Origin of the sequence: Bradyrhizobium sp. 192, assembly GCF_023100965.1 — a bacterium.
Taxonomy (GTDB): domain Bacteria; phylum Pseudomonadota; class Alphaproteobacteria; order Rhizobiales; family Xanthobacteraceae; genus Bradyrhizobium; species Bradyrhizobium symbiodeficiens.
This window is the reverse complement of the sequence record NZ_CP064690.1, coordinates 3951533-3971080: the sequence shown is the minus strand read 5'-3', so window position 1 is coordinate 3971080 and position 19548 is coordinate 3951533. Positions and strand designations below refer to the sequence as shown.

The window sequence follows — 19548 nt, the reverse complement described above, 5'->3', positions numbered from 1 at the left end:
AGCTGCATGGTAGACGCAAACAGTACCATTCGACCAGCGCCCGCGCTGCTGCCGGCCCTGGGGGCGATGACCTCGCTCCAGGCCCTGGTGGCGCTCGCGCTGTTCGCGCCGGGCGTGGTCGCGCCGCGCGCGCATATCGAGGTCTGGCAGCTCTCGATGTTCTCCTGCGCGGTGTTCGCCGTCGGCATCCCCGCCTCGTTCTGGGGCGGCGGTTTCATCGCGCGGCTGGGCTCGCTCCGGATCGCCAGCCTCTGCGCGGCGGCCATCGTCGTCAGCATGGCGCTGGCCTCGCTCGGCACGACGGCGGCGCTGCTCGCTGCGGGCCTCTGTCTCGGCCTTGCCTTCGGGCCGGAGACGCCGGCCAGCGCTGCGCTGCTGTCGCGGCTCGTGACGGCCGAACGGCGGGCCTTCGTGTTCTCGGTGCGACAGACCGGCAACCAGATTGGCGCCGTCTGCGGCTCGCTGGCGCTGCCTGCCATTGCCATCTCGCTCGGACCCGCCTGGTGCTATGCAGCCGTGGGTGCCTGTGCACTGCTCGCGATCCTGCTGTTCGAGCGGCTGCGGCCGGCCTATGCCGGCAAGGCGGCCCCTCTTCCGGAGCTCAATCTCCGCGCACGGCTGGCGCTGGTCACCGCGGACCGGCGCATCGCGATGCTGGCGCTGGCCTCGATGCCATTCAGCGCGATGCAGGTGTCGCTCAACACGGTCTTCGTCACGCTCGGCACCCGCGAACTCGGCCTCAGCCATATCGAGGCCGGGATGGCGCTCGCCTGCGCGCAAGCCGGCGGCCTGGTCGGCCGGCTCGGCTGGGGCTTTGTCGCCATGCGGCTCAACGCCTCACGCGCCGTTCTGGTCGTCATCGGCCTCGGCATGGCCTTCTGCGCCGCGCTGCTTGGCCTTGAGGGCGCATCGCTGGGACGCGCTTGGCAATTCGCGATGGCCGCGTTGTTCGGCCTGACCGCGTCGGGCTGGAACGGCGTTTTCGTCGCCGAGATCGCGCGCCTAGCCCCGCAGGATCGAATCGGCGAGGCCACCGGCGCGGTGTTAACCGCATCCTATGCGGGCCTGCTGGCTGCCCCGGCGCTGATCTCGATCCTGGACGCCGCGGCCAGCCTCGGCGCGGCCTTCGTCGCCCTGGCCTGCCTTGCGCTGTGCGGCACATTGGCGTTGATCTGGGGAAGCCATGACAAAACAGGTCAATAGTGCGCGCGGGATCGCGGCCGATGTGGCGGCCGGACGAACGAACGCGGTCGAGACCGCCAAAGCCGCGCTCGCGCGCATCGAGGCCGCCAAGGCGCTGAACGCCGTGGTCACGATCGACCCCGCGCGCACGCTGGCCGATGCCGCGGCGGTCGACGCTCGCCTGCGCGCCGGAGAGACCTTGCCGCTCGCGGGCGTGCCCATCGTCGTCAAGGACAACATCTGGGTCGCCGGCTGGCGTGTAACGCAGGGCTCGCGCCTGTTTGCCGATTTCGTCGCGACCGAAGATGCGATGGCGATCGAGCGGCTACGCAGGGCCGGCGCCGTCATCGTCGGCATCGGGGCGACGTCGGAATTCGCCTGCAAGGGCGTCACCACCTCACAGCTCTACGGGCCCACGCGCCACCCGCTCGACCGCGCGCTGACACCGGGCGGCTCGTCCGGCGGTCCTGCCGCTGCTGTCGCAGCCGGTCTCGTGCCGCTCGCAATCGGAACCGATGCCGGTGGCTCCAGCCGCAGGCCGCCGGCTCATGTCGGCGTCGCCGGCTTCAAGCCGTCTTACGGCGCGATCCCCTATGGACCCGGTTTTGCCGAGCCGTTCTTCGGTCTCTCCGTGATCGCACCGATCGCGTCTGACGTGGCCGATATCGCATTGGCGTTCGAGGCCATGGCCGGCGCCGATCCGCGCGACCCGGATTCCGCCGTCATCGCATCGCAGGCTGAAGACATCGCCGGCTTGCGCATGGCATTCTCGCCGCGTCTTGGGCTCGACGTCGCGGTCGACGACATCGTCGCGGATGGCCTCGCCTCCACCGTCGACCGCCTTTCCGCGGCAGGCTTGCGCATCAAGCAGCGCGATCCCGTCTGGCCGACGGGCGCGACCGAAGACGCCATCATGCCGCTCCAACATGCAGGTCTCGCTGCGCTCTATGGGGACGCGTTCCGCAAGGATCCGACCATATTTGATCCCGACGTCGCCAAGCAGATCGAACGCGGCCTCTCCTGGTCGGGTGCCGAGGTTGCTGGAGCTCTGGTCGCGAGCGCCGCGGTCGCCAGTGCTTTCGCCGCCTTCCTCACCGAAATGGACTTGCTGCTGACCCCAACCGTCCCCTGCGTCGCTTGGTCGCTGACGCAGCTTGGGCCGGACATGATCGGCGGAAAGCCCGCGAGCCCACGGGGGCATGCCGTGTTTACTCCCTTCGTCAATCATGCCCGCCTGCCGGCGATCTCGATTCCGTGCGGAACGGATCCGCGCGGCCTTCCGTTCGGCCTGCAAATCATCGCCAGGCGCGGACAGGACCGCACGCTGCTTGGCGCCGCCCAACGGATCGAGGCCATGTTGCGGAGGTGACGTTGCTGGGGCCACGATCCCTCAGGGTGGACGCGTAGCATGGGTTTTGCATAATTTGCAGGCGATATGGACGCCGCATGAACCTCATCAGTCTCGACATCCGCATGCTCCGGTCGCTGATCTCGGTGGTCGAGACCGGCAGCATCACCGAGACCGCCCGACGGCTGGGCCGCACCCAGCCGGCGATCACGTTGCAATTGCAGCGGCTGGAGGAGCTCACCGGCAAGCAACTGTTCGAGCACGGCGGCCGCAGGCTGATCTTGACGGATGACGGCACCATGGTTCTCACCTACGCCAAATCCATCCTGAGGTTGCATGACGAGCTGATCTCGCAACTGGCGTCGCAGGAGATCGAAGGCCAGGTCGTGCTCGGCACGCCAGACCTCTATGCCGCCTTCATGCTGCCGCAGATCCTCAGCGTGTTCAAAAAATCATTTCCGCGCGTGCAGGTCGAGCTCAATTGCGCGCTGTCGACGCCACTGGTCGGCCTGGTCAAGCGCGGCGATGTCGACATTGCGCTCGTCACCCGCATGAACGACTTCACCGGCGGCCAGGTGGTGCGGCGCGAGCAACTGGTGTGGATGACGGGCGAGCAGTCCACGGCGCATCAGGAGCGACCGATCCCGCTCGCGCTGCTGCCGCCGGGCAACATCTATCGCGACTACGCAATCGATACGCTGGAACGCGCGAATTTGCGCTGGCGCGTCGCCTGCGTCAGCGAAAGCGTCGGCGGCCTCCAAGCCGCGGCCTTCGCCGGCATGGCGGTGACCGTGCTCGGCCGCAGCGCGCTGGTGCCGGCTATGCGCGAGATCGGACCGAACGAGGGCCTCCCTCCGCTGCCGAAGATCGAGCTGCTACTTTACAAGTCCAGCGGCGCGACCTCAAAGGCAGCGACTGCGCTACACGACTATCTCGCGCATTATCTACGCCTCGACGAGGAGCTCAGCGGCCGCGGCGCACCGATCGAGCTGGGCTAGGACCCCAAAAGTGCGAAAACAACCCCATGCACAGTAGGACGGCCCTTGTTTGCAAAGGGTTTTTCGCGCGTCATTTTAGGGAATACCGAGGTCTAACAATCTGAACCGACCCTGAGCGACCTGACACGTCGGGCAAAACACCTGTACTATCGTTTGATGGCCGCTTCACCCCTTGGCGCGGCCACCACTCCCCTCGCGTAGCGCGAGCTGCGGCCAGAACTTCGCCCAAGGTTGCGCCGCCTCGAATGCCGCGGCGATACGAAAGATGGTCGGTTCGTCGAGCCAGGGCGCGATGATCTGCAGGCCGATCGGCATGCCGTCGCGATCGAAGCCGCAGGGCAGCGTCGCCGCCGGCAGACCTGCCAGATTGATCGGCCAGGTGAACGGCGACCAGCCAAGATGCGGATCGACCTTGCTGCCGTCGACGGTGTCGACGCCGATCTGGCCGGCCTCGAATGCGGTGACCGCAACCGTCGGCGTCACCAGCACATCGACACGTTCGAACAATTTGACGAAGGCATTGCGCGCCTGGCCGCGGCGGTAACTCGCCTTGATGTAATCCGTACCACTGTAGCGCCGTCCAGCGTCGATGACATTGCGATAGTCGTCCTCCGAGCTTGCAAGATCGGTTGCGGACTTGCTCGCAACCGCCGCCGCCTGTTCGGAAAAGGCGATCGGCTTCAGGGTGTGCTCCAGAATGTCGGGGTCGAGACCCGGGCCATCCATCGTGACCTGCGCGCCGCAGGAATCGAGAATGGCAAGCGCCTTGCCGAATGCCGCGCACACGTCAGGGCTGACGGCGGCGTAGCCGAGATCGGCGCTGGCGCCGATCCGAATGCCATCCAGGCGCCCTGCATCCGTATCGAAGCGACGTGCGGACACGGGAAGGCTTGCGGCATCGCGCAAATCGTAGCCGGCGATGACCTCCAGCGTTAGCGCAGCATCCGCGACCGTACGGGTGATCGGGCCGGTATGGGCGAGCGAGGCCCAGGACGGCGGCGAGAAGCCGGGCGAACGCGGCACGAGGCCGAAAGTCGGCTTGAGCCCGAACACGCCGCAAAAGGAGGAAGGCACCCGGATCGAGCCGACGCCGTCGGTGCCGATCGCGATCGGCCCGCAACCAGCGGCAACGCCCGCTGCCGCGCCTCCACTCGACCCGCCGCTGGTGCGACCAGGATTCCAGGGATTACGCGTGATGCCGGTGACCGGGCTGTCGGCCGTCAGTTTGTAACCGGATTCGCAGGTCGTGGTCTTGCAGGTGATGATCGCGCCGGCGGCCTTCAGGGACGACACCACGGCGGCATCGGCCTCGGGCACAAAGCTCGTGTTCATCGGCGAGCCTGCATAGGCCGGCACGCCCGCAACGAAGACGAGGTCCTTGATCGTGACGGGCACGCCGGCGAGCGGCCCCTTGGCTTCGCCCGCACGCATCTCTCTGGTGAGACGATCGGCCTCCGCCCTCGCCTGCTCGTACATCGGCGTCACCACCGCATTGCAGGTCTCGTTCGCCGTCTCCAGCGCGCCGATGGTGTCATCCATGACATCGCGCGGGGTAAACGCCTTGCGCCGGTAGCCGGCCATGATCTCGCTTGCAGAGAGCGCGCCAAGGCCAGTCGGCGCCGGCGGGAAGGCCGTTCGGCCGGAACCATCAGTCATCATCAAACCTAAAGGAGCTAGCTGAGCGCGGCGGCGACGGCGCGCTTGGCCATCACGGTGACGAGATGTGCGCGATAGTCGGCTTCGGCATGGATATCGGAGGTGAGACCGTCGGTATCGATCTTGATTGCCGCGATCGCGGACGGATCGAAGTTCTGCGACAGCGCCTCCTCCATCGGTGGCACCCGGAACACACCGGGCCCGGCACCGGTCACGGCGACGCGGACGCCGTCGGCGAATTTCACAACGAACACGCCGACCAGCGCATAGCGCGACGCCGGTGCCTTGAACTTCGCGTAACCCGCCTTAAGAGGCACGGGAAAGCGGATCGCGATGATGATCTCGCCGGGTTCAAGTGCGGTCTCGAACAGGCCGAGGAAGAACTTGTCCGCCGCGATCTCGCGCGTGCTGGTGACGATGGTGGCGCCAAGACCGAGCACACCGGCCGGGTAATCCGCAGCCGGATCGTTGTTGGCGACGGAGCCGCCGATGGTGCCCCGGCTACGCACGGCGGGATCGCCGATCATGGACGCCAGTGCAGCAAGCCCCGGGATCTTCGTCTGCACCAGCTGCGAGGAGGCAACCACCGCATGCGGCGTCATCGCGCCGATGGTGATGGTAGCACCGTCGTCGGTAATACCCTTGAGACTTCCGAGCTTCAACAGGTCGATCAGCGCCGGCGGATTGGCCAGCCGCTGCTTCAGCGTTGGGATCAGCGTCATGCCGCCGGCAACAAGCTTGCTATCCTCGATCGAGGTCAGAAGCTTCGCCGCATCTGGAATCCGGGCTGGCTGGTGGTAGGCAAATGGTTTCATTGTTGTCCTCCCTATTCCGCGGCGACCGGCAGCGACGCATTCTGCAGCAGCCGCCAAATCCGGTTCGGTGTCGCCGGCATGTCGACATGGGTGACGCCGAGATGCGACAGCGCATCGACCACCGCATTGATGACGGCGGCCGGCGAGCCGATGGTGCCGACCTCGCCGCAACCCTTCACGCCCATCGGCGTGTGCGTGCACAGCGTCGAGTGGGTCGCGACCTTCATCATGGGCATGTGGTCCGCACGCGGCATGCAATAATCCATCAGCGATCCCGACAGGAGCTGGCCCGAGCCCTCGTCATAGACCGCATTCTCGAACAGCGCCTGGCCGACGCCCTGCACGATGCCGCCGTGCAGCTGGCCCTCCACGATCATTGGGTTGATCACCGTGCCGACGTCGTCAACCGCGGTGTAGTTGACCAGCGTCACCGTGCCAGTCTCCGGGTCGACCTCGACCTCGGCGATGTGGCAGCCGCCGGGATAGGTGAAGTTGACGGGATCGTAATAAGCCTGCTCTTCCAAGCCCGGCTCCAGCACTTCGAGCGGGTAGTTGTGCGGGACATAGGCCGCGCCCGCGATCTCCTCGAACGTCTTGACGCGGTCCGTGCCGGCGACGGAGAATTTGCCGGCCTCGAACTGGATATCCACCTCGGCAGCTTCAAGCAGATGAGCGGCGATCTTCTTGCCCTTGACGATCACCTTGTCGGTCGCCTTCGACAGCGCTGCGCCGCCGACCACGAGGGAACGCGAGCCATAGGTGCCCATGCCGAACTGCACGCGGTCGGTATCGCCGAACACGATGTCGACATCCTCAAAGGCAACGCCGAGCTTCTCGGACACGATCTGCGCGAACGTCGTCTCGTGGCCCTGGCCGTGATTGTGGGTGCCGATCATGACCGTCACCTGACCGGTCGGATGCACGCGCACCGTGGCGCTTTCATAGAGGCCGCCGCGCGCGCCGAGCCGCCCCGCAAAGCGCGAGGGCGCAAGGCCGCAGGCCTCGACATAGGTGGAATAGCCGAGCCCGCGGAATTTGCCCTTGCTGGCAGAGGCCGCCTTGCGGATCCCGAAATTCTTGGCGTCGGCCGCCACAAGCGCGCCGTCGAGGCACCCCATGGGATCGCCGGAATCGTACTGCACCAGCACCGGCGTCTGATACGGGTAGGCCTCCTTCGGGATCATGTTGCGGCGGCGAATCTCGACGCGGTCGATGCCCATCTCGCTGGCTGCGACGTCGACCATGCGCTCGAGCACGAAGGTGGCTTCGGGACGGCCGGCGCCACGATAGGCGTCGACCGGCACGGTGTTGGTGAACACGACCTTCACGTTGCAATAGATCGCCGGCGTCGTGTAGACGCCGCCAAGCAGCGGCGCATAGAGGTTGGTCGGAATGTTCGGCCCGAAGGTCGAGAGATAGCCGCCCATATTGGCGAGCGTGTTGACGCGGAAGGCCAGAAACTTGCCGGTCTCGTCGAGCGCAAGTTCGGCCTCGGTGACGTGATCGCGGCCGTGGCGGTCGGAGACATAGCCTTCCGAGCGGCTCGCGACCCACTTCACAGGCCGCTTCACGCGCTTGGCGGCCCAGGTGATCACGGCCTCCTCGCCGTAGTGGAATTGCTTGACGCCGAAGCCGCCACCGACATCGGGCGCGACCACACGCAGCTTGTGCTGCGGGATGTTCAGCACCAGCGCGCCCATCAGGAAGCGCACGACGTGCGGAAACTGGCTGGTGGTCCATAGCGTGAACCGATCGGTGCCCGGTTCGTATTCGGCGATGGCCGCGCGCGGCTCCATCGGATTGCCGATCAGGCGGTTATTGACCAGGCTGAGCTTTGCGACATGCGCCGCCTTCTTGAATGCGGCTTCGACGGCAGCCTTGTCGCCAAGTTCCCAGTCGCAGCAGATGTTGTTCGGGACGTCGTCGAACAATTGCGGCGCGCCCGGACTGACGGCTTCGAGCACGCCGACGACCGAAGGAAGCACCTCGTAATCGACCGCCAGCAACTCGGCCGCCGCGTCGGCCTGGTCCGGCGTCTCGGCGATGACGAAGGCGACCATGTCGCCGACGAAGCGCACCTTGCCCTGCGCCAGCATCGGGAACGGCGGCTCCTTCATCGGGACGCCCTTGGCGTCCGAGATGCCCCAGCCGCAGGGCAGCGAGCCCAACTTGTCCGCCGCGGCATCCTCTCCGGTCAGGACGGCAATGACGCCGGGCGAGGCCAGCGCCGCGCTCTTGTCGATGCCGCGCAACACGGCATGGCCATGCGGAGAACGGACGAACACGCCCGCGGCCATGCCGGGGCGCTTGATGTCGGAGACATAGTTGCCGCGTCCCGTGAGGAAGCGCTGATCTTCCTTGCGCTTCGGTGAGGCGCCAATACCGATCACATTGTTCATGGTCACTCTCCCTTGGCGGCGTTCATGGCGGCGGCGCCGGCCAGGACCGAGACGACGATGTTCTGGTACCCGGTGCAGCGGCAGATGTTGCCTTCAAGACCGTGGCGGACGTCCGCCTCGGTCAGGTCCGGATTCTCGGCGGCCAATGCGACCGCGGTCATCAGCATGCCCGGCGTGCAGAAGCCGCATTGCAGACCGTGATGCTCACGGAACGCCTCCTGCATCGGATGCATCCGGTTCGAGCCGGGCGCGCCCTGAAGCCCTTCGATGGTGAGCAGCGTGGCGCCGTCAAGCGCGGGCGCGAGCAGCGTGCAGCTCTTCACCGGCAGACCGTCGAGATGCACCACGCAGGCGCCGCATTGGCTGGTGTCGCAGCCGATATGGGTGCCGGTGAGATGGAGCTGCTCGCGCAGCAGCTCGGCGACGAGCGTTGCCGGTTCGGCCTCGACAGTGGTTGGCCGGCCGTTGAGGGTAAAGGATATCTGCACGGTCATACTCCTGTGCGCAGGGGTCTTCAGGCGAGAGGCAACGCGCTGCCGGTGGCCCAAGTGGCCATCACGACATCGCCGACGGTGAAGGGATCTGCGAAGAAAGTCTTTTCCGGCACGTAGGCCACGAACTCTTCGTCAGGCACGGTGTCGAGCATGACCTTGACGAAGTAGCCTTGATACTCGATCGCGAGCACACGGCTCGGCAGTGAGGTCGTGTAGCCCGGCGGCAAGTCCCTGCCCGGCCGGACCAGTGCGACATCGTCGCGGCGGACGGCGATGTCGACCTTGTCGCCGACGCTTAGATTCGCGCGTGCCTGAAGTGGCACTTCGATGCCGGAGGGAGCGGCCTGCGCGAGGGTGAAACTCGCGCCATTGACCTTCTCGACGCGGCCGGACAGCACGTTCTGCCCGCCCATGAACTCGGCGACGTAGCGATCATGCGGATGGGCATAGACATCGCGCGCCGCGCCTGCCTGCTTGATCTTGCCTTGCTCCATCACCACGACGAGGTCAGCCAACGCAATTGCCTCGAGCTGGGTGTGGGTGACATGGATGAAGGTGATGCCGAGCTCCTGCTGCATCCGCCGCAGCTCCTGGCGCATCTGCACCCGCAGCTGCTCGTCGAGCGCCGACAGCGGCTCGTCGAGCAACAACACCCTAGGCTCGGTGATCGCTGCGCGCGCCAGCGCCACGCGCTGCTGCTGGCCGCCGGACAGCTGGGCCGGCAGGCGATCGGCGAATTGCGACAGCCGGACTTTCTCGATCATCGCATCGGCCGCACGAAGCCGATCGGCCTTGGACTGGCCTCGCACGCGGAGTGCAAAGGCGATGTTCTCCCGCACCGTCAGATGCGGAAACAGCGCGTAGGACTGGAACATCATCGCGGTGCGGCGCTGCACCGGCGCAAGCCCGACGACGTTCTGCCCGCCGATGACGATCTCGCCGGCGGTCGGGTCCTCGTGGCCGGCAATCATGCGCAAGATCGTGGTCTTGCCGCAGCCGGACGGGCCGATGAAGCAGCAATAGGCGCCGTCCGCGATCTTGAGGTTGACGCCGTCGACCACATTGGTCACGCCGTCAAAACTCTTGCAGACACCTGCCAGTTCGATATCGCCGCGATCGCTCTTCATGTCCCAGCTCAACCCTTTGCGCTGCTGCCGCGCTTCTTCTGGATCAACACGATGCTGCCGAGGCTCGCGCCGATGACGACGAAGGAGACGATTGTGGTGACCGTGCCGAGCGCGTAGAGCGAGGGCGAGGTGACGTTCAGCGTCATGCTCCAGATCTCCAGCGGCAGCGTATTCAGCGAACCTGCCGTCTGGAGGCTGCGCGCGAACTCGTCATAGGACAGCGTGAAGCCGAACAGCGCGACCGCGACGAGGCCGGGCGCCAGCACCGGGATCATCACCAGCCGGATCGACTGCCAGCGGCTGGCACCGAGATCGTAGGCCGCCTCCTCCCAGACATGGTTGAAGCGCGACATCACGGCGAACATCACGAGCACCCCGAACGGCAGCGTCCAGGAGAGCTGCGCGCCGAGCGCCGAGCTGTACCAGCTCGCATTCAGCCCGAGCGCCTGGAACAGAAGCCCCGTGCCGAGGCCGAGCACCAGGCCAGGCGCCACCAGGCTGCCGATCATCATGTAGAAGACGAAGGTGTCGCCGCGAAAGCGCTTGCGGAATCCGAGGCCAGCCAGGAACGACACCACCACGGTGATGACAGTGACGATGACGGCAAGCTTGATCGAACGGTCGAACGAGCCTTTGACGTCGCCGGTGCGGACTTGCGTAAAGAGATCGACGAACCAGTGCAGCGAATGCCCCTTCATCGGAAACACCAGACCGCCGCGGATGTCCTGGAACGACAGGATGTAGATGCAGAACATCGGGCCGTAGAGCGCGATCACGTAGAGCGCGAACAGCGCTGCCAGCACGTAGAACGTCCAGGGACGTCCCCCCTTGCTCGGCGCAATCGCCTTGGTCGTCGCGGGCGCGACCGACTTTGACGTCCCGGTGTCGGGCGCCTCCGCGAGAACCGCGCTCATCGCGTGATCTCCTGCCTGATGTCGACGGTGCGCAGGATCAGCGAGACGATCGCGACCAGCACCAGCGTCAGCAGCACGGCGCTCGCGGCCGCGGTCGGATATTGCAGCACGCCGACGTCCTCGTAGAACGCGCTGACCACCGAGGCCGAGCCGCCGCCCGACATCACTTTGACCACGAAGAAATCGCCCATCACGATCGAGACCACGAAAATCGTGCCGAGTGCGATGCCGCTCTTGGACATCGGCACCACGATCAGGCGCATGATGTCGAAACGGTTGGCGCCAGCGTCGATCGCGGCCTCGATCAGCTTCTTGTCGATCCGCGCCATGGAATTGAAAATCGGCACGATCATGAAGATCGTGAGCTGGTGGACATAGGCGATGACCACGGCGAGATCGGAGAACAGCAGGACTTCCAGCGGCTGGCGGATCACGCCCATTCCCAGCAGCGCCTGGTTGATCAGCCCCTCCTTGCCCAGCAGCGGAATCCACGAGATCATGCGGATGATATTGGACGTCCAGAACGGCACTGTGCACAGCAGGAACAGGCCGATCGCGAGCAGCTGGTTACGGACGTGAAACACCAGGAAGTAGGCGACGAAGAAGCCGATGATCAGCGTGAAGACCCAGGTCAACACGGTGAACTTGATCGTCGCCAGATACAGCTTCAGCGTCAGCGCCGAATGCAGCACCTCGACATAGCTTGCGAGCGTGAAGCCCGGCGTCAGCCCGCCAAAGCCGTCGGTCGCAAAGAAGCTCGCGGCCAGCACGACCAGGATCGGCGCCACGAAGAACGGCACGAGCACCAGTACCAGCGGCGAGACATAGAGCCAGCCGGCGAGATTTGCGCGTGGTGACGTTTGAACTGGACGAATACTTGGCTGCATGTCGGCGAACGCCTCGAAGTCGGTCTTTTCGCACCGGCGCAGTCACGCGCCGGTGCTTGGCTCGAGTCAGGTAAAGCAGGTTTCAGGCCACCTTGAAGTCGTTCCAGCGCTTGTTCATGTAGGCGGCTTCGTCCATCAGCGTGTTCCAGCACGAGATGTTCTTGACGCGGTCGAGGAACGAGCCGCCGTCGCGCTTGGTGCCGGCCTTCTCCATGGGAACGCCGTAGGGATCGTTGATCACCGCGGGTGCCGGCTTGCCGTCGTACCAGAAGTCCCATTCCGCCGCGGTGAGGAATTTCTTCGCCGTCGACGGCACCGGGCTGTAATAGCCGTAGCGGCCGACGAAGCCGCCCTGCCAGCCCGAGAGATACCAGTTGAGATATTCGTAGGCGGCATCCAACTTCTTGCCGGAGAGATGCTTCATCAGGCCCATGCCGTTGCACCAGCCGCGATAGCCTTCCTTGCCGTTCTTGACGTTGACCGGCGCGTAGACGCAAGGAATCTCCTTGACGCGCACCGCGGCGACTGCCGGCGACCACATCGACTGGATCACCACTTCGCCCGCCGCCATCAGTTGCACCGACTGGTCGAAGGTGGTCCAGGTCGCCCGGAACTGGCCCTGCTTCTTCAGCTCGATCAGCTTGTTGCAGGTGAAGTCGATCTCCTCCTTGGTCATGTTGCCCTTGTTGCCGTACTTGATCAGTCCGGCGCTTTCGAAGCAGAGCGCAGCGTCCATGATGCCGATCGCGGGCACGTCGAGGATCGCGGCCTTGCCCTTGAACTTGGGATCGATCAGGTCCTTCCACTCGGTCACTTCATGGCCGACCAGATCGGGCCGGTAGCCGATGGAGTCGGCATTGTAGACCTGCGGCAAGAAGGTCGCCCATTCGGTGACGCCGTCGTGCAGATCGGTCGAGTCAGGCTTGGAGATGTACATGGCCTCGTAGGGCGAGATGCCCTGGCGCGGGATCTTGTGGCCGTCGATCTCGCCCTTGGTGAAGATCGGCAGGATGTTGTCGAACTCCTTGATCTTCTTGACTTCGATGCCTTGGATGACACTGCGCTTGGCGGCGAGCTTGGCCTGCCAGCCTTCGAGGTCGGCGATGTCGACCGTATTAGGCTGGCTTATGAAGCGGTTGATGGCGGCGGAGGTGTCGAGGTTCTGCATCGTCACCTTGAAGCCGAGATCCTTGGCGGCCTGGTCGCCGATCGCCTTCACCACCGAATAGGAGACGCCGACATGGCGCAGCTCGATGTCCTTGATTTCCTGCGCCCAGATGGTCGGGAATCCGCGGATCGCATCCGATCCAATCGCTGCGCCCGCAACTGCGGCCGCCCCCTTCAACAGCGTGCGCCGGTTCAATTTTTTCGCCGATCTCGCTTCAGTCCCCGCCGGATTGGAAGTGGACGTCCCCTTAGCCCCATCAGACATGGCAACCCTCGTTGGTTACGATGAACGCTCGCGCCGGACGCCATTGTCCGGCCGCGGATGTGATCGATTGCACGAGAGGCTAGAGGCGGGATTCTGCGAAGTAAAATTGGAAGTAACAATTCACGGCATAAGCGCCACTAATGGCTCAAATCACTGCACGTCATCTCGGCACGCGGCTCAGGAAGGCAGCAGGCAGCGGTGACCGATCGCCTGAATACGTGTCCGGTCTGTCGTTTCCTCGAATTGTTCGGAGCACGAGTCCGACTTGCCCTGCAAGCGACCGTGCAGGTCTTCACCAGGCGCGCGTCGCGGCGTAGCACAGCGGTCCAGCAGAATTGTACTGAAATGGCCCTTTCCGCTCTACGCTCCCGCCTTTCCCTTTCGCGCGGCAATCTGCTGGAGCGCCCAGCGGGCATTCTTGCGCACGTCGGGGTCGGGATCGTTGGCGACCACCACGAGGTAGACCTCGCCTTCGGGGGCGGCGATCTCGCCGAGCGCGGCAGCCGCCTCCTTCCGCAAATTGGCTTGCTCGTGGCTGATGCAGTTGCCGATCGGGCGCAAGGCGCGCTCGACCTTCATCTTGCCGAGGCTGCGGATCGCCTTGAGCCGCACCTGCCAGAATTCGTCGGCAAGTGAGGCGATAAGCTGATCGGCAGCGAGCGAACCGTTGACGTTGAGCCCCAGCGTCTCGGCAGCCATCTCCCGGACCATCCAGTCAGCGTCCCTGAGGGCGCGGGTGATCGTCTCGGCCGCCGGCTTCATCTGCGAGAAGGCGAGCGCGCTCACCGCGGCGCGGCGCACATGTGCGTCGGGATCGTGGATCAGCGCGGTCAGCGCCGGGATCGACTCTTCGAGCTTCAGGAAACCGATGACGCCGATCGCCTGCACGCGGACGGCCGCGTCACCGTCCTGGAGCGCTTCCAGCGCGGGCTTCAGCGTGTCCTTGCTGCGCAACTCCTTGAGCGCGCGCAGCGCGCCCATGCGAACGAAGGCGTGGGCATGCTTGACCAGCGGCAGGATGATTTCGGTGCAAGCGGGGTCCTTGAATTCGGCCAAACTGTCGGCTGCGGCCGACGCCACGATCCGCTCGGGATCGACGAGCAGCTTGACGAGTGCACTTGCCGCCTCCCGCCCGTCGAACTCGCCGAGCGCCATCGCGACCTGCTGGCGCACGCCCGCGTCGGGATCGGACACCAGGTTGGCGAGATGCGAGACCGCGGCCGGATCGCCGGAATGGCCGAGCGCGATGATGGCGACGCGCCGCTCGGCCGGATCGGCAGCCTGCAACCGCTCGTCGGCGTCTTCGAGATCGTCATAGGATTCGAACGGGCTCGACATGCTCACCTCAAGAGATAGGGGATGTTGACGGTGACGGCGCCGGTCGGGCAGTCGGCCTCGCAGGGCATGCAGTACCAGCACTCATCATAGGCCATGTAGGCCTTGTTGGTCATGTCGCTGATGCGGAGCACGTCGAGCGGGCAAACGTCGACGCACACGGTGCAGCCCTTGTCGGCGATGCATTTGGCGTCGTCGACGACCACCGGAACCGATGTCTGATAGGAAGCGAGAGGCATCGTTGATCTCCTGTTGTTTCTATTTGGCGGTGGACTCAGGCGGTCGCGCGGATGCGCTGCTTGTCGTAGAGGTCCTTCTCGTCGTCGGCGATCGGCACGACATAGGGCTCGACGGCGCGCTTCTCGCTGGTCATCTTGCCGTTCTGCTTGCTCAGAAGGGTGTGGCAGAACCAATTCTCGTTGTCCTTCTCGGGGAAATCGGTACGCCAGTGATAGAGGCCCCAGCGGCTCTCCTCGCGATACAACGAGGCATGTACCGCCATGTCGGCACAGTCCATGATCGACTGGACTTCGAGCGCACGGAGCAGCTCATGTGCGTTCCGCGCGATCATGTGTTCCTGCATGTCCTGCCGCGTCTCGGCGAGGCGGCGCATGCCGAGCTCATATTTGCGCGTGACCTTCGGCGGCTGGAGATAATCGTTGACGAGGCGGCGGGTCTTGTACTCGACCTGGTTCGGCGGAATGCCGTCCTCGCGCCTGGTCGGCGCCATCACGCGGTCGCGTTCCCTGGCGACATCGGCAGCGTCAAACTCCGCGAAATCGTGGCTGTCGGCGAACTCCATCGCGTCGATGCCGGCGACCGCTCCGTTGGTGAAGGCACCGAGCATGTAGTTGTGCGGCACGCTCGCCATGTCGCCGGCTGCATAGAGGCCCGGCACGGTGGTGCGGGCGTTGTCGTCGACGAACACACCGGAGGCGCTGTGACCCGAGCAGAAGCCGATCTCGGAAATGTGCATCTCGATCGAGTCGTTGCGATAGTCGACCCCGCGTCCCTGCTGGAACAAGCCGCGCGTCGGCCGCTCCACCTTGTGCAGCGTGGATTCGATTTCCGAGATCGTATCCGGGTGGAGATGCTTGAGCTGGAGGAACACCGGGCCCTTGCCCGACAGCAGCTCGTTGTAGAATTCGAGCATCATCTGCCCGGACCAGTAGTCACATTCGATGAAGCGAGATCCCTCGTTGTTGGCGGTAAAGGCACCGAAGGGACCGGCGACATAAGCGCAGGCAGGACCGTTGTAATCCTTGATCAGCGGATTGATCTGGTAGCATTCGAGGTTCGCGAGCGCGGCGCCGGCGTGATAGGCCATCGCGTAGCCGTCGCCGGAATTGGCGGCATTCTCGTAGGTGCCGAACATGTAGCCGGAGGTCGGCAGACCCAGGCGGCCGGCGGCGCCCATGCACAGGATCACGGCCTTGGCCTTGATCACAAGAATCTCTGCGGTGCGGGTGTTGACACTGATCGCACCGGCGATACGGCCGTCATTGGACTTGAGCAGGCGCGTTGCCATGTAGCGGTTCGAGATCAGGATGCGGGCACGCCGCAGCTGGCGATAAAGCGCCTTCTTCACGGTCTCGCCGTTCGGCATCGGTAGCACATAGCTGCCGATGTGGTGCACCTTCTTGACGGCATAATCGCCGTTCTCGTTCTTCAGAAAGCGGATGCCGAAACTGTCGAGCTCCTCGACGATCTTGTAGCAGTTCTGCGCGTATTTATAGACCGCCTTCTGGTCGACGATGCCGTCATTGGCGATGGTGATTTCCTTGGTGTACTGCTCCGGCGTCGCATAGCCGGGAATGACGGCGTTGTTCAGGCCGTCCATGCCCATCGAGATCGCGCCGGAGCGCTTGACGTTGGCCTTTTCGAGCAGGACGACATTGGCCTTCGGATTCTTCAGCTTCGCCTTGAGCGCCGCCATCGGGCCGGCCGTGCCGCCGCCGATCACCAGCACATCGCAGGAAACCTCCGAAAGTCCGTCGACGATCTGATCTAGTGCCATCGCTTGCTCCTGGTTCGCCGGGCGTCCGGCGCCTTTGCATCAGATTTGTTCAGAGGGCGTCGCGGCGATAGCAATTAGTTGTCGCCGGGACGCGATTTATAACTCAGCGCTCGACGAAAGCCTTTTCAATCACGAAATGGCCGGGCTGGCTGTGGTTTCCTTCGACGAAGCCACGCCCGGAAAGCATTGCGGGGAGTTCCTCCAGCATTGCCGGGCTGCCGCAGAGCATGATGCGGTCGGTCTCGATATCGAGGCTGCCCTGCCCGATATCGTCGAAGAGCTGGCCCGAGGCGATCAGATCGGTGATGCGACCACGATTCCTGAACGGCTCGCGGGTAACGGTCGGGTAGTAGACGAGCTTGTCGCGGATCAGCGGTCCGAAGAATTCGTGATTGCGGAGGCCTTCAACCACGTGCTCGCCATAGGCGAGCTCGGAGACCTGGCGGCAGCCATGGGCGAGCACGATGGTCTCGTAGTTCTCGTAGACGTCGGGGTCCTTGATCAGGCTGGCGAACGGCGCGAGGCCCGTGCCGGTCGAAAGCAGCAGGAGGCGCTTTCCCGGAATGAGGTTGCCGGTGATCAACGTCCCCGTTGCCTTACGGCCGACCAGGATGATGTCGCCTTCGCTGATCTTCTGGAGGCGCGAGGTCAGCGGACCGTCCTGCACCTTGATCGAGAAGAATTCGAGCGCCTCCTCGTGATTGGCGCTGGCCATGCTGTAGGCCCGCATCAAGGGCTTGCCCTCGACCTCCAGCCCGATCATCGCAAACTGTCCGTTCTGAAAACGGAAGCCGGGATCGCGTGTCGCGGTGAAGCTGAACAGGGACTCAGTCCAGTGCCGGACCGACAGAACCGTCTCCTTCTGAAATGCGCTCATCCGTCGTCTCTCCATGCCTGCGGTTCGGCGCAAGGTTTCGGAGAGACAGGAGTCCGGCAACCCGGAACTGAACTTCCCGGTCGATTAGTTTCACATTTCGCGGGCGATGATCGGGAAGCAGCCGGCGTTGGCAACTAGTTGCTATTCGCGATCGTCTGCAACGACGTAGAAGAGGGTCGGAGATACGTCATGACCATGACCTTGGTAGCACCGACCGTGACAGACTACGAAGCGAGCGCCGATCTGGCGACGCTCCTCGTCCGCACCACACAAGACGATGCGCTGAGCGTGCCTGCCGAAAGACTTCGGCTCTCCTGCAAATGCGCCCACTGCACCCGCGCCCGCTTCGACGGCCGCTTTCCCGAACGCTTTCCGGGCATCGCAATCACCGAGATCGGCGACCTCGGCTATGGGCTGAACATCTCGTTCTCGGACGGGCATAATCGGGGCATTTACCCGAAACCGTATCTGCTGAGTCTGGCGGGGCGGTAGGCCCCGATCTCCCTACGCATACCGCTGTCATTCCCCGCGGGGACTCCAGTACGCCGCGGCCTCTCCGTATCCCATTGACGTCTCCGGAATACTGGGCGGATTCAACCGTTCGTCGCAACAGTCTAACAAGGAGGTTGCGATGGAGAAGGGTGTGCGGGCAGGTCGTGCTCGAGAGGCGCTTCGAGAGGATTACAGACCGTTCTGGGCTGCGATTGCCTTGGGACGATCGAGCGGGGATGCTGCAGTTGAGGCCGGGGTGTCGCCGTCGGTCGGAGTACGCTGGTTCCGGAGGGCGGGCGGTATGCCGCCAACACATTTGTCGCGATCGTCCAAACCTCCGTCGGCGCGCTATCTGTCGTTTGCCGAACGTGAGGAGATTGCCATCTTGCGTGCGCAGGGGCATGGGGTGCGAGCCATCGCTCGTCAGCTCGGTCGGCCTCCATGCACGATCTCTCGTGAGCTCCGGCGCAATGTGGCGCGCCGCCGCGGCGCTCCAGAGTACCGAGCGACCACGGCCCAATGGCACGCTGATCGGTCCGCCCGACGGCCCAAGTTGGCGAAGTTGGCAATCAACCCGACCCTGCGGGATTATGTGCAGGACAGGCTTGCCGGTATGATCGCCAAGCCAGACGGGTTGCCCCTCGTTGGTCCGAAGGTCGTGTGGAAGGGACGCCGGGCCGTGCATCGGCAAAACCGACGCTGGGCGAGGGCATGGAGCCCGGAACAGATTTCTCGGCGTCTTCGGCTCGACTTTCCCGAGGATGAGACGATGCGCATCAGTCACGAAGCAATTTATCAGGCACTTTATGTGCAGGGTCGAGGAGCTTTGCGCCGCGAACTGACGGCCTGCTTGCGCACCGGGCGGGTCTTGCGGATGCCGAGGGCGCGCGCCTGCAAAGGCAGAAGCTTCATTCCTTCCGAGATCATGATCAGTCAACGTCCGGCGGAAGCCGCCGATCGAGCTGTGCCGGGTCACTGGGAAGGTGACCTCATCATGGGGCTTGGTAGTTCCGCGATCGGCACCTTGGTGGAGCGCACGACCCGTTTTACCATTCTGCTGCATCTGCCGCGCATGACCGGTCAGAAACAGGAAGCTCGCGTGAAGAACGGACCTGCACTCGCCGGACATGGCGCTGAGGCCGTGCGCGACGCCATCACCCGCGCAATCTTCACCATGCCCGAGCAACTGCGGCGGTCTCTAACTTGGGATCAAGGAGCTGAGCTGGCTCAGCACGCGCGTCTGAAGATTGATGCAGGCGTGCAGGTCTACTTCTGCGACCCCCATAGCCCGTGGCAGCGCGGCACCAACGAGAACACGAATGGGTTGTTGCGCCAGTACTTTCCAAAGGGGACGGATCTCAGCATGCATGATGCCGACGATCTCGAGGCCGTGGCTCTTGCACTTAACACCAGGCCCCGGAAAACCCTCGGCTGGAAAACACCGGCAGAAACCCTCGACGAACTGCTCCAAGTGAGCGATACACAGACTGTTGCGACGAACGGTTGAATCCGCCCTGGATCGCCCGGCCGAGCCGGGCGACGACAGCGGAGTAATTGGCACCGACATGCCAAAGG

General features: G+C 64.4%; 17 protein-coding genes. 5 read left to right on the top strand and 12 right to left on the bottom strand.

The genetic code is table 11. The features are described 5' to 3' along the window. The first annotated feature begins 6 nt into the window (after positions 1-6). The 3 genes from IVB24_RS18005 (at position 7) to IVB24_RS17995 (ending at position 3528) form a co-directional block, all read left to right on the top strand. Positions 7-1203: an MFS transporter gene (locus IVB24_RS18005; RefSeq protein ID WP_247773979.1), complete on the top strand. Its 1197-nt coding sequence runs from the start codon at positions 7-9 to the stop codon at positions 1201-1203. Then, positions 1184-2551, top strand: a complete 1368-nt coding sequence (locus IVB24_RS18000) for an amidase (protein ID WP_247773978.1) — start codon at positions 1184-1186, stop codon at positions 2549-2551. Before IVB24_RS18005 ends, IVB24_RS18000 begins: the two co-directional genes overlap by 20 nt. A 77-nt stretch (positions 2552-2628) precedes the next feature. Continuing rightward, a complete protein-coding gene (locus tag IVB24_RS17995) occupies positions 2629-3528 on the top strand; it encodes a LysR substrate-binding domain-containing protein (RefSeq protein WP_094974867.1) in 900 nt (299 codons plus the stop codon). Between the two features lie 165 nt (positions 3529-3693). Here the strand turns inward: IVB24_RS17995 and IVB24_RS17990 are convergent, their stop codons facing one another. The 12 genes from IVB24_RS17990 to IVB24_RS17935 all read right to left on the bottom strand — a co-directional run bounded on the left by IVB24_RS17990 (position 3694) and on the right by IVB24_RS17935 (position 17481). After that, the gene (locus IVB24_RS17990; protein ID WP_247774119.1) at positions 3694-5184 is read right to left on the bottom strand and encodes an amidase; all 1491 of its coding nucleotides are present in this window, start codon (positions 5182-5184) and stop codon (positions 3694-3696) included. Between the two features lie 17 nt (positions 5185-5201). Further along, on the bottom strand, positions 5202-5999 hold the full coding sequence (locus IVB24_RS17985) for a xanthine dehydrogenase family protein subunit M (RefSeq protein WP_247773977.1): 798 nt from the start codon (positions 5997-5999) through the stop codon (positions 5202-5204). 11 nt (positions 6000-6010) lie between these two features. Beyond that, complete coding sequence (locus IVB24_RS17980; protein ID WP_247773976.1) at positions 6011-8398, bottom strand: xanthine dehydrogenase family protein molybdopterin-binding subunit; 2388 nt, start codon at positions 8396-8398, stop codon at positions 6011-6013. Positions 8399-8400: 2 nt separating this feature from the next. Beyond that, entirely contained in the window at positions 8401-8892 is a 492-nt protein-coding gene (locus IVB24_RS17975) for a (2Fe-2S)-binding protein (protein ID WP_247773975.1), read from the bottom strand. Positions 8893-8912: 20 nt separating this feature from the next. Continuing rightward, positions 8913-10019, bottom strand: coding sequence for an ABC transporter ATP-binding protein (locus tag IVB24_RS17970; protein WP_140478466.1), 1107 nt, complete (start codon positions 10017-10019; stop codon positions 8913-8915). A gap of 8 nt (positions 10020-10027) precedes the next feature. Further along, the gene (locus IVB24_RS17965; RefSeq protein ID WP_247773974.1) at positions 10028-10933 is read right to left on the bottom strand and encodes an ABC transporter permease; all 906 of its coding nucleotides are present in this window, start codon (positions 10931-10933) and stop codon (positions 10028-10030) included. Next, positions 10930-11820 carry an ABC transporter permease gene (locus tag IVB24_RS17960; RefSeq protein ID WP_247773973.1) on the bottom strand — a complete coding sequence of 297 codons (891 nt, stop codon included), beginning with the start codon at positions 11818-11820 and terminating at the stop codon, positions 10930-10932. The genes IVB24_RS17965 and IVB24_RS17960 overlap by 4 nt, the downstream gene beginning before the upstream one ends. An 82-nt stretch (positions 11821-11902) precedes the next feature. Next, the gene (locus IVB24_RS17955; protein ID WP_247773972.1) at positions 11903-13252 is read right to left on the bottom strand and encodes an extracellular solute-binding protein; all 1350 of its coding nucleotides are present in this window, start codon (positions 13250-13252) and stop codon (positions 11903-11905) included. Between the two features lie 360 nt (positions 13253-13612). Continuing rightward, the gene (locus tag IVB24_RS17950) at positions 13613-14590 is read right to left on the bottom strand and encodes a HEAT repeat domain-containing protein (RefSeq protein WP_247773971.1); all 978 of its coding nucleotides are present in this window, start codon (positions 14588-14590) and stop codon (positions 13613-13615) included. A 2-nt stretch (positions 14591-14592) separates the two neighbouring features. Continuing rightward, positions 14593-14826: a ferredoxin family protein gene (locus IVB24_RS17945; RefSeq protein ID WP_007593252.1), complete on the bottom strand. Its 234-nt coding sequence runs from the start codon at positions 14824-14826 to the stop codon at positions 14593-14595. Between the two features lie 35 nt (positions 14827-14861). Next, positions 14862-16604 (bottom strand): fumarate reductase/succinate dehydrogenase flavoprotein subunit, encoded by a 1743-nt coding sequence (locus IVB24_RS17940; protein ID WP_247773970.1) that lies wholly within the window; start codon positions 16602-16604, stop codon positions 14862-14864. A 103-nt stretch (positions 16605-16707) separates the two neighbouring features. Next, positions 16708-17481, bottom strand: a complete 774-nt coding sequence (locus tag IVB24_RS17935; protein WP_247773969.1) for a ferredoxin--NADP reductase — start codon at positions 17479-17481, stop codon at positions 16708-16710. A 195-nt stretch (positions 17482-17676) separates the two neighbouring features. On the opposite strand from IVB24_RS17935, the gene IVB24_RS17930 reads away from it, so the two are divergent. Further along, positions 17677-17973, top strand: coding sequence for a gamma-butyrobetaine hydroxylase-like domain-containing protein (locus tag IVB24_RS17930; protein ID WP_162308888.1), 297 nt, complete (start codon positions 17677-17679; stop codon positions 17971-17973). A 139-nt stretch (positions 17974-18112) separates the two neighbouring features. Continuing rightward, entirely contained in the window at positions 18113-19480 is a 1368-nt protein-coding gene (locus IVB24_RS17925; protein WP_247770902.1) for an IS30 family transposase, read from the top strand. Positions 19481-19548 lie beyond the last annotated feature (68 nt).

What these genes read in the sequence shown, in the direction of transcription:
- IVB24_RS18005 (WP_247773979.1), top strand. Translation starts at nt 7, where the DNA reads ATGGTAGACGCAAACAGTACCATTCGACCAGCGCCCGCGCTGCTGCCG.
- IVB24_RS18000 (WP_247773978.1), top strand. Translation starts at nt 1,184, where the DNA reads ATGACAAAACAGGTCAATAGTGCGCGCGGGATCGCGGCCGATGTGGCG.
- IVB24_RS17995 (WP_094974867.1), top strand. Translation starts at nt 2,629, where the DNA reads ATGAACCTCATCAGTCTCGACATCCGCATGCTCCGGTCGCTGATCTCG.
- IVB24_RS17990 (WP_247774119.1), bottom strand. Translation starts at nt 5,184, where the DNA reads ATGACTGATGGTTCCGGCCGAACGGCCTTCCCGCCGGCGCCGACTGGC.
- IVB24_RS17985 (WP_247773977.1), bottom strand. Translation starts at nt 5,999, where the DNA reads ATGAAACCATTTGCCTACCACCAGCCAGCCCGGATTCCAGATGCGGCG.
- IVB24_RS17980 (WP_247773976.1), bottom strand. Translation starts at nt 8,398, where the DNA reads ATGAACAATGTGATCGGTATTGGCGCCTCACCGAAGCGCAAGGAAGAT.
- IVB24_RS17975 (WP_247773975.1), bottom strand. Translation starts at nt 8,892, where the DNA reads ATGACCGTGCAGATATCCTTTACCCTCAACGGCCGGCCAACCACTGTC.
- IVB24_RS17970 (WP_140478466.1), bottom strand. Translation starts at nt 10,019, where the DNA reads ATGAAGAGCGATCGCGGCGATATCGAACTGGCAGGTGTCTGCAAGAGT.
- IVB24_RS17965 (WP_247773974.1), bottom strand. Translation starts at nt 10,933, where the DNA reads ATGAGCGCGGTTCTCGCGGAGGCGCCCGACACCGGGACGTCAAAGTCG.
- IVB24_RS17960 (WP_247773973.1), bottom strand. Translation starts at nt 11,820, where the DNA reads ATGCAGCCAAGTATTCGTCCAGTTCAAACGTCACCACGCGCAAATCTC.
- IVB24_RS17955 (WP_247773972.1), bottom strand. Translation starts at nt 13,252, where the DNA reads ATGTCTGATGGGGCTAAGGGGACGTCCACTTCCAATCCGGCGGGGACT.
- IVB24_RS17950 (WP_247773971.1), bottom strand. Translation starts at nt 14,590, where the DNA reads ATGTCGAGCCCGTTCGAATCCTATGACGATCTCGAAGACGCCGACGAG.
- IVB24_RS17945 (WP_007593252.1), bottom strand. Translation starts at nt 14,826, where the DNA reads ATGCCTCTCGCTTCCTATCAGACATCGGTTCCGGTGGTCGTCGACGAC.
- IVB24_RS17940 (WP_247773970.1), bottom strand. Translation starts at nt 16,604, where the DNA reads ATGGCACTAGATCAGATCGTCGACGGACTTTCGGAGGTTTCCTGCGAT.
- IVB24_RS17935 (WP_247773969.1), bottom strand. Translation starts at nt 17,481, where the DNA reads ATGAGCGCATTTCAGAAGGAGACGGTTCTGTCGGTCCGGCACTGGACT.
- IVB24_RS17930 (WP_162308888.1), top strand. Translation starts at nt 17,677, where the DNA reads ATGACCTTGGTAGCACCGACCGTGACAGACTACGAAGCGAGCGCCGAT.
- IVB24_RS17925 (WP_247770902.1), top strand. Translation starts at nt 18,113, where the DNA reads ATGGAGAAGGGTGTGCGGGCAGGTCGTGCTCGAGAGGCGCTTCGAGAG.